The 14223-nt window shown below is 73.5% G+C and carries 16 protein-coding genes; 5 read left to right on the top strand and 11 right to left on the bottom strand.

The window, feature by feature from the left end; all coding sequences use genetic code 11:
• Positions 1-187: 187 nt before the first annotated feature.
• On the bottom strand, positions 188-1699 hold the full coding sequence (locus ACI79T_RS20850) for a leucyl aminopeptidase (RefSeq protein WP_456612006.1): 1512 nt from the start codon (positions 1697-1699) through the stop codon (positions 188-190).
• Between the two features lie 88 nt (positions 1700-1787).
• Here ACI79T_RS20850 and gcvT point away from each other — a divergent pair, with 88 nt between their 5' ends.
• Entirely contained in the window at positions 1788-2906 is a 1119-nt protein-coding gene (gene gcvT, locus ACI79T_RS20845; RefSeq protein ID WP_456612005.1) for a glycine cleavage system aminomethyltransferase GcvT, read from the top strand.
• A 22-nt stretch (positions 2907-2928) separates the two neighbouring features.
• On the opposite strand, the gene ACI79T_RS20840 is transcribed toward gcvT, so the two are convergent.
• The 4 genes from ACI79T_RS20840 to ACI79T_RS20825 form a co-directional block, all read right to left on the bottom strand.
• Positions 2929-4071, bottom strand: a complete 1143-nt coding sequence (locus ACI79T_RS20840; protein WP_456612004.1) for a YihY/virulence factor BrkB family protein — start codon at positions 4069-4071, stop codon at positions 2929-2931.
• A 93-nt stretch (positions 4072-4164) separates the two neighbouring features.
• Positions 4165-4437 carry a DUF4235 domain-containing protein gene (locus ACI79T_RS20835; protein WP_166532542.1) on the bottom strand — a complete coding sequence of 91 codons (273 nt, stop codon included), beginning with the start codon at positions 4435-4437 and terminating at the stop codon, positions 4165-4167.
• Positions 4434-4949 carry a DUF3618 domain-containing protein gene (locus ACI79T_RS20830; RefSeq protein ID WP_456612003.1) on the bottom strand — a complete coding sequence of 172 codons (516 nt, stop codon included), beginning with the start codon at positions 4947-4949 and terminating at the stop codon, positions 4434-4436. The genes ACI79T_RS20835 and ACI79T_RS20830 overlap by 4 nt, the downstream gene beginning before the upstream one ends.
• The gene (locus ACI79T_RS20825) at positions 4946-5392 is read right to left on the bottom strand and encodes a phage holin family protein (protein WP_456612002.1); all 447 of its coding nucleotides are present in this window, start codon (positions 5390-5392) and stop codon (positions 4946-4948) included. Before ACI79T_RS20825 ends, ACI79T_RS20830 begins: the two co-directional genes overlap by 4 nt.
• Positions 5393-5513: 121 nt before the next feature.
• On the opposite strand from ACI79T_RS20825, the gene ACI79T_RS20820 reads away from it, so the two are divergent.
• Positions 5514-5726, top strand: a complete 213-nt coding sequence (locus ACI79T_RS20820; RefSeq protein WP_456612001.1) for a hypothetical protein — start codon at positions 5514-5516, stop codon at positions 5724-5726.
• 72 nt (positions 5727-5798) lie between these two features.
• Here ACI79T_RS20820 and ACI79T_RS20815 read toward each other — a convergent pair whose 3' ends face one another.
• The 3 genes from ACI79T_RS20815 to ACI79T_RS20805 are packed head-to-tail and all read right to left on the bottom strand — an operon-like array spanning position 5799 to position 8246.
• The gene (locus ACI79T_RS20815) at positions 5799-6782 is read right to left on the bottom strand and encodes an aldo/keto reductase family protein (protein ID WP_456612000.1); all 984 of its coding nucleotides are present in this window, start codon (positions 6780-6782) and stop codon (positions 5799-5801) included.
• Positions 6783-6793: 11 nt separating this feature from the next.
• Positions 6794-7603: an MBL fold metallo-hydrolase gene (locus tag ACI79T_RS20810; RefSeq protein ID WP_456611999.1), complete on the bottom strand. Its 810-nt coding sequence runs from the start codon at positions 7601-7603 to the stop codon at positions 6794-6796.
• A 25-nt stretch (positions 7604-7628) separates the two neighbouring features.
• Positions 7629-8246: a DUF3043 domain-containing protein gene (locus ACI79T_RS20805; RefSeq protein WP_456611998.1), complete on the bottom strand. Its 618-nt coding sequence runs from the start codon at positions 8244-8246 to the stop codon at positions 7629-7631.
• Positions 8247-8398: 152 nt separating this feature from the next.
• On the opposite strand from ACI79T_RS20805, the gene ACI79T_RS20800 reads away from it, so the two are divergent.
• The gene (locus tag ACI79T_RS20800) at positions 8399-8746 is read left to right on the top strand and encodes a HesB/IscA family protein (protein WP_269190557.1); all 348 of its coding nucleotides are present in this window, start codon (positions 8399-8401) and stop codon (positions 8744-8746) included.
• Positions 8747-8905: 159 nt separating this feature from the next.
• Here the strand turns inward: ACI79T_RS20800 and asnB are convergent, their stop codons facing one another.
• From asnB to ACI79T_RS20785, 3 genes are read right to left on the bottom strand one after another with little or no spacing between them, the layout of a single operon-like run.
• Positions 8906-10837, bottom strand: a complete 1932-nt coding sequence (gene asnB / locus ACI79T_RS20795) for an asparagine synthase (glutamine-hydrolyzing) (RefSeq protein WP_456611997.1) — start codon at positions 10835-10837, stop codon at positions 8906-8908.
• A 46-nt stretch (positions 10838-10883) separates the two neighbouring features.
• Complete coding sequence (locus tag ACI79T_RS20790; RefSeq protein WP_456611996.1) at positions 10884-11240, bottom strand: DUF3817 domain-containing protein; 357 nt, start codon at positions 11238-11240, stop codon at positions 10884-10886.
• Complete coding sequence (locus ACI79T_RS20785; protein ID WP_456611995.1) at positions 11230-11595, bottom strand: metalloprotease; 366 nt, start codon at positions 11593-11595, stop codon at positions 11230-11232. The genes ACI79T_RS20790 and ACI79T_RS20785 overlap by 11 nt, the downstream gene beginning before the upstream one ends.
• Positions 11596-11948: 353 nt before the next feature.
• On the opposite strand from ACI79T_RS20785, the gene ctaC reads away from it, so the two are divergent.
• Both ctaC and ACI79T_RS20775 read left to right on the top strand, forming a co-directional pair.
• Positions 11949-12848: an aa3-type cytochrome oxidase subunit II gene (gene ctaC / locus ACI79T_RS20780; protein ID WP_456611994.1), complete on the top strand. Its 900-nt coding sequence runs from the start codon at positions 11949-11951 to the stop codon at positions 12846-12848.
• Positions 12849-12899: 51 nt separating this feature from the next.
• Positions 12900-13304: a cytochrome c oxidase subunit 4 gene (locus ACI79T_RS20775; protein WP_456611993.1), complete on the top strand. Its 405-nt coding sequence runs from the start codon at positions 12900-12902 to the stop codon at positions 13302-13304.
• Positions 13305-14223 lie beyond the last annotated feature (919 nt).

Raw genomic sequence — 14223 nt, 5'->3', positions numbered from 1 at the left:
CCCCCCCCCCCCCCCCCCCCCCCCCCCCCCCCCCCCCCCCCCCCCCCCCCCCCCCCCCCCCCCCCCCCCCCCCCCCCCCCCCCCCCCCCCCCCCCCCCCCCCCCCCCGCCCCCCCGCCCCCCCCCCCCCCCCCCCCCCCCCCCCCCCCCCCCCCCGCAACGATCAGGTCACCTGATCATCGCGGCCGTCAGTCGGCGATGAGGGCTTCGATCGTGGCCAGCAGGGTGCGGACCGGGACGCCGGTGCCGCCCTTGGGCGTGTAGCCCCAGGGCGCGGCGGTGTTGTAGCTGGGCCCGGCGATGTCGATGTGCGCCCACGGCAGCCCCGCCGGCACGAACTCGGCCAGGAAGTGCCCGCCGACGAGCATCCCGCCGAGCCGGTCGGCGTTGGCGTTGACGAAGTCGGCGACCGTCGAGTCCAGCCCCTTGCGCAGCTCGGCCGGCAGCGGCATCGGCCACATCGACTCGCCGCTGCGCTCCGCCGCGGCGATCACCGCGTCGCGCAGGTCGTCGCTGCCCATGACACCGGAGGTGCGGGCGCCCAGGGCGACCATCTGCGCGCCGGTGAGGGTGGCGGTCTCCAGCAGGACGTCCGGGGAGTCCTCGGCGGCGCGGGCGATCGCGTCGGCCAGCACGACCCGGCCCTCGGCGTCGGTGTTGGTGATCTCCGCCTTCTTGCCGTTGCGGAAGGTGACCACGTCGGCCGGCCGGTAGGCGGTGCCGCTGGGCAGGTTCTCCGCCATCGGCACGGTCGCGACGACCTCGACGGCCAGCCCGAGCTGCGCGACCAGGCACACGGTGGCGATCACGGCGGCGGCGCCGGCCATGTCGCTCTTCATGTCCTCCATCTTCGCGGCGGGCTTGATCGAGATGCCGCCGCTGTCGAAGGTGATGCCCTTGCCGACCAGCGCCACCTTCTTGCGCGCGCCCTTGCTCGAGTAGGACAGGCGCAGCAGCCGGGGCTTGCGGGTGGACCCGCCCCCGACGGCGAGGATGCCGCCGTACCCGCCGGCGGCGAGCGCGTCCTCGTCGAGGATCTCCGCCGTCAGCCCGAGCTTCTCCCCGGCGGCGGCGCCGCGGGCGGCGAACTCGGCCGGGTACAGGTCGTTCGGCGGGGTGTTGACCAGGTCGCGCACCAGCGCGACGGCGTCGGCGACGGCGCGGACCCGGCGCAGGGCGGCCTCGGCGGCACCGGCGCCGGGCACGACGACCGTGAACTCGCTCGGCGGGGCCGGACGGTCCGCGGGCAGCTGCGACTTGTAGGCGGTGAACTCGTACGCGCCCAGCAGGGACCCCTCACCGACGGCGTGCAGCCGCTCGGCGTCGGGCGTCCCGCCCACGGCGGCCAGGAGGCTCACCACGGAGCGCCGGCCGCGCAGCGCACGGCTGGCCGCGCCGGCGGCCCGGCGCAGGGCCTCGGTGCGGTACCCGCCGGTCGGCTCCGGTGCGCCCAGCCCCACGACCGCGACGACCGGGAACGGCCCCTGGCCGAAGGAAGGCAGCCGGGTGACCTCGTCCTCGGCGCCGCGGACGCCCAGGTCGGCCAGCGCCGGCAGCAGCCGGCCGCCCAGCAGGCGGTCGACGGCCTCCGCCCCGGGGGTGGGCAGCGGCCCGTCGGGGCCCTTCCCCACGGCGACGACGACGGCGTCGCCGGTCAGCTTCTCGAGCGGGTGGTCGGTGGCGGAGATCGTCGGCGGCACCGCTCGATCCTAGGAGGCCCCTCCTGCGTCCCTCCGCCCGGTCGCCGGCGGCGGACTGCAGCGGGAGGGCCGCGCTAGCGTGCCTCCCGTGACCCCGCTGACCTCCCCCCTGCACGACCGGCACCTCGCGGCCGGGGCCAAGCTCGCCGACTTCAGCGGCTGGTCGATGCCGATCGAGTACGCCGGTGGCGGCGTGCTGGCCGAGCACGCCGCGGTGCGGGACGGGGTGGGTCTGTTCGACGTCTCCCACCTCGGCACGGGAACGGTCCGCGGGCCCGGTGCCGCGGCGTTCGTGGACACCTGCCTGACCAACGACTTGTCGCGCATCGGGCCGGGGCAGGCGCAGTACACGCTCTGCTGCGTGCCTGACGGGGAGCCGGGCGCCGGGGGAGTGGTGGACGACCTGATCGTCTACGTGCACGGCCCCGACGACGTGCTCCTGGTGCCCAACGCCGCGAACGCCGCCGAGGTGCTGGGCCGGCTGGCCGACGCCGCTCCGGCGGGCATCACGGTCGAGAACCGGCACGCCGAGGTCGCCGTCCTGGCCGTCCAGGGCCCGCGGTCGCTGCAGGTGCTGGAGCTGCTCGGCGTCCCCGGGGAGATCGGCTACATGTCCTTCGTGACCGGGAGCGGCCGGAGCGGCGCCGAGGTGACGGTGTGTCGCACCGGCTACACCGGGGAGCACGGCTACGAGCTGCTGGTGGCCGCCGACCGCGCCGGCGAGATGTGGGACGCCCTGCTGGAGGCCGGGCAGGATCTGGGCATCCGCCCGTGCGGGCTCGGGGCCCGCGACACGCTGCGGACGGAGATGGGCTACCCGCTGCACGGGCACGAGCTCTCCCGCGACATCACCCCCAACCAGGCCCGCGCCGGCTGGGCGGTCGGGTGGCGCAAGCCTGAGTTCTGGGGGCGGCAGGCGCTGACGGCGGAGAAGGAGGCGGGCCCGGCCCGCCTGCTGTGGGGCCTGAAGGCGACCGGGCGGGGGATCCCGCGCCCGGGCATGCCCGTCCTCGACACCGCAGGGGAGCGGATCGGCGTCACGACCAGCGGCACCTTCTCGCCGACGCTGCGGACCGGCATCGCGCTGGCGCTGGTCGACGCGTCGGCCGGTGTCGCGGCCGGCACCGAGGTCGCCGTCGACGTCCGGGGCCGCCCGCAGGCCGCCGAGGTCGTCAAGCCGCCCTTCGTCCCCTCGCACGTCCGCTGAGCCCGGACGTCGCGGGGTACCGCTAGGGCGCGGCCTTGCGGGTGGGGTCGCTGTCGCCCTTCTCCGGCTCGGCCTTGGCCGGCAGCGTGTCGGCCTTCACCGCGTCGCGCTCGCCCATGGGCATCGGCTCGCCCTCGGTGGTGTCGTGGCCGGTCTGGTGCTCGGCCTCGGAGTTGATCTCCGCTCCGAGGAGGACGAGGTAGCAGGTCAGGTACAGCCACAGCATCAGCACGATGACGCCGGCGATCGCGCCGTACGTGGCGTCGTAGGAGCCGAAGTTGTTGACGTAGAAGGTGAAGCCCAGGCTGACCAGGGCCCAGACCACGGTGACGACGACGGAGCCCAGGCTCACCCAGCGGAGCTTGGGGGCGTCCCGGTCGGGGGCCACCCGGTAGAGGACGGCCAGCGAGCCGACGACGACGAGCAGCAGCGCCACCCACCGGGCGATCTGGGCGAGCACGGTGCCGACGGCGCCGAGCGGCAGCGCATCGAGGACGATCGGCAGGACGGCGACCAGGCCGATGGTCAGGACGACGAAGACGATCGCGCCGAGGGTGAGAGCCAGGGAGATCGCCCGGAGCTTGATGAAGTTGCGGGTCTCCACCTCGTCGTAGGCGATGTTCACCGCCTTGACCAGGTTGCTCACTCCGCCCGATGAGCTCCACAGGGCCGCCAGGATGGAGAGGATCAGGCTCAGGGTGAGCGCGCCGTCGGCGTTCTCGGTGATCGCGGTGACCTGGGCCTCGATCAGGGTCTGCGCGCTCTCGGGCAGTCCGGCGGTGAAGGACTCGACCTGCGCCGCTGCCTGCTCGGCGGAGGCGACGAGTCCGTAGATGGAGATCAGCGCGAGCAGCGACGGGAAGATCGCGAGGAAGCCGAAGAACGCCACCCCGCCGGCGATGATCGGCATGTTGTCGGCGTTGTTCTCCGCCCAGGCGCGCTTGAGGACCTGCTTCCAGCCGCGCGCGGGGATCTGCGTGGGGGAGCCGGCATCGATGCCCGGGAGCTGCTCCGGCGCGGGGGCCCCCGGGGGGAGCCGGTTCGGGTTCCCGGTCGGCCCGCCGTCGGCCGTCGTCTGCGCCGCGGCCGCGCGCCGGGCGGCCTTCTCCTCGACCCGCTGGCGGATCCGGTCGACGGCGCTCTCGCGGGGGCGGGTGCCGGTCACTGCTTCTCCCTGGTGGAGGGCCGTCGTCCGGCCGTGAGGTGGAACGGGGTGGTGCCGGTGGCCGGGAGGGGTGTCCCGGCCACCGTGCGGGGATCAGTCGCCCGGCCAGGCCCCGGTGAGCTTGGTGAAGCCTTCGGCGCCCAAGCGGTCGATGGTGGCCTTCGTCGCCGCGAAGATCGCACCCTGGAGCGCGGCGGAGACGATGATCTCCCACATGGGGTACTCGCTCTGGAGCGCATCCGGGGCGTCGTCCTCACCGCTGATGCGCTTCCACACCTGCTTGAAGACGGCGCCGGAGACGGCGCCGGCCGCGATACCCGCGGCCAGGCCGATCGGCCGGTAGGCGAGTTTGGCTCCCTTGCTCAACGCTTCCTCCTCGACGTGCGGCGGGCCCGCTTCTGGACCCGCTTGGCCGCTACCCGCGCATCCTTCTGGGCCTGCCGGTCGGCCTTCCGTGCGTCCTTCTCGGCGCGCTTGACGGCCTTCCGCGCGGCGACACGGCGGGTGGCCAGTTCCTTGCGCGCCTGCTTCGCCTCGCGCTTGCGGCCCACCCGCGCCCCGACCAGGAGCTCCTCGGTACTGGCCCGGCGCCGTGCCCGGCGCCGCCGCCACAGCACCAGCCCGACCAGGCCGGCCAGCGCGGCACCGGCGCCGGCGAAGGCCGGAGGGCTCTCGCGGTAGGTCTCGACGGCGGTGTCCTTGGCGCGCGCGGCGCTCTCCTTGGCGCGGCTCGGCACGTCGAGGCGCTGGCTGAGCTCGTCGACCGTGCGGCCGAGCTCCTCGCGGGTCGCCTCGATGTCGGCCCGGATCTCGTCGGGCTGGGTGGGGCCGTCGGCGGACTGTGCGTCGTCGGGTCGTGACCCGCTGGGCGTGCTCACCGGTGTGCACTCTCCTTCACGGTCGCGATGTCGGTCTTGACGCTGGAGATGGCCTCGGTGGGCACCGGCGGCGCCCCCTGCTGGACGTCCTTCTTCCCGACGAGGGCGAGGACGCCCGCGATGGCGAAGAGGACCACGGTGACGATCAGCGCGGCCAGCCAGGCGGGCATCACCAGCGCGAGGGCGAGGATCACCGTGGTGATCAGGGTGGCGAGCCCGAAGAAGGCGACCAGGCCTGCAGCCCCGAACAGCCCGGCGCCGACGCCGAGCTTCTTCGCCTTCTGCGTGACCTCGGCCTGGGCGAGGCGGGCCTCGTCGCGGACGAGGCGGCTGATCTGCTCGGTGAGCTGACCGATCAGCTGACCGGTCGAGGCGTTCTCGGGCAGGGGGGTCGCATCGGCGCGGCTGGCGCCGGCCGTCGCGTCGGGGCGGGGTGCGGTCATCGGTCCTCCGGTTGGGCGGGTCGATGCAGGACCATGCCCCCGGCGGCCGGGCCGTAACCGGCGGGTCGATCACATCGGCGCAACGGTGCCCCGGGTGGCGACCGCCGCTAGCCTTCGGCGCATGAGCTGGCACTGGCGCCTCGAGGACCCCGCTGGATCCACCCTCGACCCGGCCGCGGTGGGGGTGGACGTGCCCGAGTTCGACAACCAGGGCGACGCGGAGTCGTGGCTGGGCGAGAGCTGGCGGGAGCTGCTCGACCGCGGCGTCGCGACGGTGACCCTGTTCGACGGGGAGCAGAAGGCCTACGGACCGATGGGCCTGGCCGCCACCTGACCCTCAGCTCGACGTCGAGGGTTGCCCGCGGGCGGCCTCCCCGGCCCCAGCGCGGGCCGGGGAGGCGCGCGGTCAGCCCCGGGCGGTCTTGCCGGGGTCGCGCTCCACGACGTCGCCGAGCGCCTCGTCGATCCGCGCCAGCACGTCGGCGTCCAGGACGACGCCCGCGGCCGCGACGTTGTCGTGCACCTGCTCCGGACGCGTCGCGCCGATGATCGCGGCGGCGACGTTGCCGTTCTGCAGCACCCACGCGAGCGCCAGCTGGGCCATCGACAGGCCCAGGTCGTCGGCGATCGGGCGGAGCTGCTGCACCCGGCCGAGGATGTCGTCGGTCATGAACCGCTGCATCGACTGACCGGCCTCGGCGTGACCGGCGCGGCTGTCGGCCGGCGGCTGCTCACCCGGCCGGTACTTGCCCGTGAGGATGCCCTGGGCCAGCGGCGACCAGACGATCTGGGAGAGCCCCTCCTGCTCCGACGTCGGCACGACCTCGGACTCGATGACCCGCCAGAGCATCGAGTACTGCGGCTGGTTGCTGATCAGCTGGATGCCGAGCTCTCGGGCGAGCGCGGCGCCGGAGGCGATCTGCTCGGCGTTCCACTCGGAGACACCGATGTAGAGCACCTTGCCCGCGCGGACCAGGTCGGCGAAGGCGGTCATCGTCTCCTCGAGCGGCACCGACGGGTCGTACCGGTGGGCCTGGTAGAGGTCGACGTAGTCGGTCCGCAGCCGGCGCAGCGAGGCGTGGCAGCTCTCGATGACGTGCTTGCGCCCCAGCCCGCGGTCGTTGCGGCCGGGACCGGTGGGCCAGTAGACCTTGGTGAAGAGCTCGATCGACTCGCGGCGGTGCCCCTCGAGGGCCGCGCCGAGCACCGTCTCGGCCCGGGTGCCGGCGTAGACGTCGGCGGTGTCGAACGTGGTGATGCCGGCGTCCAGGGCGGCCCGGACGCACGCGTGCGCGGCGTCCTCCTCGACCTGCCCGCCGTGGGTCAGCCAGTTGCCGTACGCGATCTCGGAGATGGTCAGGCCGGAGCGGCCGAGGCGTCTGAATTCCACGGAGGGCGACGTTAGGCGCCGCGCCGGACCGCCGCCCCTCGACCCCGGGCGAGCAGGGTGGCGCCGTCGGGCACCAGGCGGGCGCCGGACGCGGCCAGCCGCCGGGCGAGCCTGGCCGCCGGCGGGTTGTGGTGCCCCAGGTGCACGGCCACGACGTCGGTGGTTCCGGTGACTGCACCGACCGCACGGAGCCGGTCGAGCTGCTCCGGGAAGCTGCGCAGGTCGAGGTGACCGGTGCCGTGCCCGACCAGGTCGCCGAAGGTCTCCTCCAGCAGGACGACGTCGAACGCCGCGCCCCGCACCGCCTCGACCGTCGACGCAGGGAGGGGCCCGGTGTCGGTCGCGTGGAGCAGCCGGGCGCCGTCGGGCCCGGTGACGTCGTACAGCACCGTCGGCACCTCGTGGTCGGCGGCCAGCGCGCGGATCGCGTAGCCGTCGCGGTGCAGGGTGGCGCCCGGCCCGACCTCGACCAGCTCCACCGGGTCGTCGGGGCCCAGCCACGGCCGGACGGCGTCGAGCACGGCCGGCGGGCCGGCGACGGTCAGCGGATCGGCGCGCCGGACCCACTGCCGGGCGAGGAGCGCCAGCGGCGCGCAGTGGTCGGGGTGGTCGTGGGTGACCAGCACCGTGCGCACGCCGGCGAGCGGGATGCCGTCCGGCGGCGGCGTCGGGGACAGGTCCAGCAGCAGGACGCCGTCGACCAGGGCCGACGTCGGCCGGCGCAGCTCCTGGCGGCTGCGGGCATCGGTGCAGGAGGCGCAGGTGCACCACGGGTTGGGCCAGCCGTCGGCGGCGCCGGTGCCGAGCAGGGTGACCCGCATCAGCGGTGCGGTGCGGGGCCGGTGCTCAGACCTCCGCGCCGAGCGGGACCTCGGGCTTGGGGAAACGCCAGCGGCGGATCATGGTCGACCGGCTGATGCCGTACCAGACCAGGCCCTTCATCTTGTGGTCCGTGTCGGGGAAGCGGCTCGCGACGGCGCTCTTGATCTTCCGGCCCAGGACCACCGAGTCGATGATGAGCAGGAAGAAGAAGCCGAGGAGGACGAAGCTCGAGTACGCCTTCACCGCGAGGTTCGGCACGAAGGTGCCGACCAGCGCCACCGCGGCGACGAGGAGGAACAGGCTGCCGATGTTGCGGCGGCTGTCGACGACGTCGCGCACGAGCTTGCGGACCGGTCCCCGGTCACGGGCGGGCAGGTAACCGTCGTCCCCGCGGGCCATGCCCCGGCGGGCCTCCGCGCCCTGGGCTGCCCGCTGCTCGCGCATCCGCTTGTAGGCCTCCTTGCGCGTGGTGGGCGGCGGCGGGGGAGGGCCCGGCCGCTTGCCCTGTGCCACGTGGCGCTTGGGGGTGGGGCGGCCCTTGCCGCCGGCTCTCACGAGCTGCTCGGTCTGCGCGGCGGTGCTCCCGGACGTGGCGTCGGGAGTCGCGTCGTCATTACGGCGGCCGGGCAGGCGGAGCTTCACGGCAGGGAAGTCTACGTGTGTGAGCAACGCTGCCCCGGACGTCGCGCCCCGAGCCGTACAGTGGGCGAGCACGGGAAGAGGACCCGCTCCGGCGGCGTTCGTTCGCGACAGGACGCGCCTACGCGGACACCTCGGAGGGAGAGGACAGGAATATGACGGTGCAGGACACCACGGCCACCGGCGTCGTGCTCAGCGACCCAGCGGCCGCCAAGGTCAAGGCACTGCTGGACCAGGAGGGCCGCGACGACCTGCGGCTGCGCATCGCCGTCCAGCCCGGCGGCTGCTCCGGCCTGCGGTACCAGCTCTTCTTCGACGAGCGGTTCCTCGACGGTGACCAGACCTACGACTTCGACGGCGTCGAGGTCATCGTCGACCGGATGAGCGGCCCGTACCTGGGCGGCGCGGTCATCGACTTCGTCGACAGCATCGAGAAGCAGGGCTTCACGATCGACAACCCCAACGCGCAGGGCTCCTGCGCGTGCGGTGACTCCTTCAACTGAGTCGCGATGACACCGCGGTCCTCCGGACCGCACCGCGGCCAGGTGCCGTCCCCGGACGCACCGAGCCGTGTCGTCGTTCCTCGTGGAGCCCTCCGGGCCCCACGAGGAACGACACAGCAGCGCCCCGTCTCCGTCAGGAGGCGGGGCGCTGCTGCGTTGTCACAACCGGACGGGGTACACCGTCGCCGGGACCTCCGGCGTGATCCGCTCCTCGACGAAGATGCCGTGCCAGACCATGAAGACCAGCAGGGTCCAGAGCTTGCGGGAGAGGTCGACCGGGGAGCCGGCCCGCTGGTTCTGCCGGTGGGCGGTGAGCATCGCCAGCACCTGCTGCTTGTCCAGCCACTCGTCGGTCCGGCTGTCCTCGATGATCTGCCGCGCCCAGTCGTGCAGGTCCTCGGCGAGCCAGTGGCGGGTGGGCACGGGGAAGCCGAGCTTCCGCCGGTTCAGCACGTGCGGCGGCACGATCTGCTCCAGGGCCCGGCGCAGGGCGTACTTCGTCGTCTCCTTGGTCACGCGCTGGTCGACCGGGATGGTCGAGGCCACCCGGAACACCTCGGGGTCGAGGAACGGCACCCGCAGCTCGAGCGAGTTGGCCATGGTCATCTTGTCGGCCTTCACCAGGATGTCGCCGCGCAGCCAGGTGAACAGGTCCACGTACTGCATCGCCGTCACGTCGTCGTAGCCCGCGGCCCGGGTGCGCTCGTAGAGCTCCCGGGTGACGGCGACGTGCGACAGGTCCGGGTCGTGCTTCTCGAGGAAGGTCAGCTCCTCGTCGCGGAAGATCCGGGCGTTGCCGTAGTAGCGCTGCTCGAGCGGGATGGCGCCGCGCCGCAGCAGGTCCTTTCCGCGCATCCCGTCGGGGAGCTTCGTCGAGAGGGTGCCCAGGGCGCGGCGGATCCCGCCGGGCAGCCGCTCGAAGGCGGCCAGCGACAACGGCTCGCGGTAGATGTTGTAGCCGCCGAAGAGCTCGTCGGCGCCCTCGCCCGAGAGGACGACCTTGACGTGCTTGCGGGCCTCGCGCGCCACGAAGTACAGCGGCACGAGCGCGGGGTCGGCGACCGGGTCGTCGAGGTACCAGACGACGAGGGGGATCGACTCGGCGAACTCCTCCGCCGTCACCACCTTGGTGATGTGCTCGACCCCGATGGCGGCCGCGGACTCGGCGGCCACCTCGATCTCCGAGAAGCCCTGCCGCTCGAAGCCCACGGTGAACGTCATCAGGTCGGGGTTGTAGCGCTTGGCGAGGGCGGCGATGGCCGTGGAGTCGATGCCGCCGGAGAGGAAGGACCCGACGGTCACGTCGGCCCGCATGTGCACCCGCACCGAGTCGTCGAGCACCTCGGCGATCCGGTCGTAGAGCGGCTGCTGCTCGTCCTTCGACACCGGCCGGACGGGGAACGTCGGGTGGAAGTACCGCGAGGTCGAGAGCTCCCCGCCGGAGACGGTGAAGCTGGTGCCGCTCTCGATGCGCCGGATGCCGCGGTGCAGGGACGCCGGCTCGGGGACGTACTGGAGCGTCAGGTAGTGCTGCAGGGAGGCGGGGTCGACGCCGCCCGCCGCGGTGCTGCCGCCGAGCAGCTCCAGCAGCGCCTTCTTCTCGGAGGAGAAGGCGATGGCCCCGTCGGCCAGGCGGGTGGTGAACAGCGGCTTGATGCCGAAGGGATCGCGGGCGCCGAACACGGTGCGGGTCTCGCTGTCCCAGATGACGAAGGCGAACATCCCCCGCAGCCGGGAGACGATCTCCTCGCCCCACAGGTGGTATCCGGCGACGATCGCCTCCGTGTCGCCCTCGGTCGCGAACGAGGCGCCGGCGGCCGCGAGCTCGGCGCGGAGCTCCAGGTAGTTGTAGATCTCGCCGTTGAAGACGATCCGGTACCGGCCGTCGGCGTACGGCATGGGCTGGTGGCTGTTCTCGATGTCGATGAACGACAGCCGGTTGAAGCCGTAGACGACGCGGTCGTCGTGCCAGACCTCGTTCTCGTCGGGGCCCCGGTGCCGCAGGCAGTGCAGCGCCCCCCGGACGTCGGAGACGACGGTGTCGTCGACGCGGGGGGCGTCGGTGGAGAAGTAGGCGAGCAGGCCACACATGAGGCGCGGGACTCCGGAGGTCGGGGGCGGCCGGGGGACGGGAGGGTCAGACGCGCTCGCCGGCGCGGGTCTTCCTGGTGGCGATCCGCTCGGCGTAGAAGGACAGCACGGGAACGGTGCCGGCCAGCAGCGTCAGCACGGTGCCCTTGAGCGTCCAGCGGGCGCGCAGCGCGAGGTCCACGGTCGCCAGGAGGAAGAGCCCGTAGAGGAAGCCGTGCGCGGTGCCCAGCACCTCGGAGGGCCCGCCGATGCCGGCGAGGTGGTTCAACGGGACGGCGACGAAGATCAGCGCGATCAGCAGCACGCCCACGACCCACGCCATCGCCCGGTAGCGCTGCAGCGCCGCACCGATGCTGCGCTCGTCGCCGCGCCCGGTGGGGGTGGCGGTCCGTTCAGCGGCCATTGCTGCTCCGTTGTCCCAGTGCCCGCTCGTTGAGCTCGGCGAGGTAGGCGTTGTAGGCGGCGAGCTCAGGGTCGCCGGTGGTGTCGATGCGCGGCCGCTGGTACAGCACCACGGCGTTGCCCGGCTGGTCGTCGTCCGGGTCGCGGTGCAACTCGACGCGCAGCATCCGGACGTAGAACCACAGCCCCATGAAGCCGTACAGCGGCCACTGGAGGGCGTAGCTCCAGTTGACCGCGCCGCCACCGGCCTCGGCCTTGGACAGCTGCCAGTACCCGAGGAAGAAGGTGGCGACGAACAGGGCGACCACGAGCAGGTGCAGGAGCACCCATTTCGGGGTCAGCAGCCGGGAGAACACGACACCGACTCTAACCGTCGCTCCGCTGCCACCGGCCCGCACGACCGGTGCGCCCCGCCGGGTGAGGACGGGCGTCCGGCCCGCGGGCGGGGGTCGCGGCCGCGGGCCGCAGCCGCGGATCGCAGCTGTGGGTGGCAGCTGCCGGTCGCGGGCGGGCGGGCGAGCCGGGAGGATCCGGCGGGGACACCGGGCCGCGACCCGCCCGGACCGTCTCCGGTGGTCGGCCCCTGAGGCGGGTCGGCTAGTCTCGGCCCACACTGAGTCCGGCGTGATTCCACTCTGCCGGGGACCGGTGGACGACCCGCTGGAAGGACCGCCCGGAGGTCGGGCGGAGGACGAGGAGGCAGCGAGCAGTGGCTCGAGGCAGCAGGCTCGCGCGGCTGGCCGCGCTCGGTCTCCTGGGGGTGCTGACCCTCACCGGATGCGAGCTCGGCGACAGCGACTGGTGGGAGCGCAATTTCGTCCGGTGGGGATGGCCCGAGGGCATCACCGACGAGGCCGAGGCGATGCGGGAGCTGTGGGTCGGGTCGACCTGGGCGGCCCTGGTCATCGGCCTGGCGGTGTGGGTGCTGATCGCCTACTCGGTGGTCCGGCACCGCAAGAAGGGTGATGAGCTGCCGCGGCAGACGGCCTACAACCTGCCGCTGGAGATCGTCTACACGATCATCCCGTTCATCATCATCTCCGGCCTGTTCTTCTTCACGGTCGTGACGCAGAACCGGGTCATGGAGCGCAGCGCGGACCCCGACGAGGTCATCGCCGTCAACGCGTTCAAGTGGAACTGGCAGTTCGTCTACCCGGGGACGACGGACCCCGACGGCGAGCCGGTCAACACCGTGGGCACCAGCACGGAGATCCCGATCCTCGTGCTGCCCACCGACCGCACCGTCCGCTTCGAGCTCGCCTCGGCCGACGTCATCCACTCGTTCTGGGTGCCCGAGTTCCTCTTCAAGCTCGACGTCATCCCCGGCAACGAGAACGGCCGGGACAACGTCTTCGAGGTGACCGTCCGCGAGGAGGGCGCCTACGTGGGCCGCTGCGCCGAGCTGTGCGGCACCTACCACGCGTACATGAACTTCGAGGTCCGCGCGGTCTCGGGAGACGAGTACGACGACTACCTGGACGCCCGTGAGACCGGCCTGAGCACGTACGAGGCGCTCGAGGCGATCGGGCAGCCCGGTGAGGCCGGCACGACGACCCCGCTGGACCTCGTCCAGGAGAAGGTCGCCGACCTGCAGCAGACCGGTGACTGACGTCCCCGCTCCTGGTAACCGGATCCCACACATGTACGAGGAGGCACGGCCGTGAAGGTCGAGGCACTGATCTTCAATCTGATCGCGGTGTTCTGCTTCGTGACCGCGGTCGTCTACGGCTTCTGGGCGCGTGAGCCGATCGGGACCACGGCCCTCGCGCTCTCCGGTGGGCTCACCCTGCTCATCGGTGGCTTCTTCTGGTTCGTGTCGCGCCGGATCGATGCCCGCCCGGAGGACCGCAAGGACGCCGAGATCGCCGACGGCGCTGGTGAGCTGGGCTTCTTCAGCCCGGCGAGCTACTGGCCGCTCGGCCTGGCCGTCGCCATCTTCTTCATGGCCCTGGGTCTGGCCTTCTGGTACTACTGGCTGATCCTGATCGGCGCAGCTGCGGTGATGGTCGCCGTCGGCGGCTTCCTGTTCGAGTACTACGTGGGGCAGAACGCCCAGCAGAGCTGACGACCCCAGCACGACCGAGGGCCCCTTCCGCCGGCGAGGTGGAAGGGGCCCTCGGTCGTCGGGATGGGTCGGCCGCCGAAGCCACCTGCCGGCGGAGGTGCGCGGGGAGCCGGTGACGCCGCCATGGAAGCGCCGAGCCATCGAGTCGCGCCGCCGAGTCAGCCCGGGGCGCCGCGGGGCGCCTCGCCACGTCAGCGTGGGTTGCCGCGGGTCGGACCATTACGTCAGCGGGGGAGACGTCGGGGCGCGGCGCCACGTCAGCGTGGGACGTCGCGGGTCGGGCCCGCCACGTCGCCGCGGGATGCCGCAGGGCGGGCCGCCGCGGCAGGCAAGGACTCCGCGGGTCGCGTAGCCGGTCAGCGAGTGACGCACGGGTCGCGCCGCCGCTGGGCGGGCCGGGTCCCGGCAGTCCCGCTCCGGACCGGGTCCCTCGGCGGGCTCGGATGCCCTTCTGGCCCGCAGGGCTCCGCCTGAGAGCTCGGGGAAGGGCACAGCCGGGCCGGGGCCGGAGTCCTGAGCGGCTTCAGGGGCGTTCCCGGCGGTCGGCGGTCGAGCTCCGCCGGGTCCGCGGCTGACCGCGCGGAGGTGGGGGCGCCTAGTCGGCCGGAGTGGCCTTCGTGCTCCGGCCCGGCGGGACCTCCGTCGTACGCGACGTCGGCCGCGGCAGCCCGCTTTCGCACGGAGGGGGTGACACGGAGCGGGGGCTGACGCGGAGGGTCGGTGGCGGTGGCACGTGTCCGCCGCGCCGCACCTGTCCGCGGGCCGACACGGCGGTGGGGGGGGGGGGGGGGGGGGGGGGGGGGGGGGGGGGGGCGCGGGCCCCCCCCCCCCCCCCCCCCCCCCCCCCCGCCCCCCCGCCCGCCCCGCCACCCCCCCCCCCCCCCCCCCCCGCCGCCCGCCGCCCGCGCGCCGCCCTCCG

The organism is Blastococcus sp. SYSU DS0619, from assembly GCF_054051035.1.
Note: the sequence above shows the minus strand (reverse complement) of the source record. Positions and strands in the feature narration are given on the sequence as shown.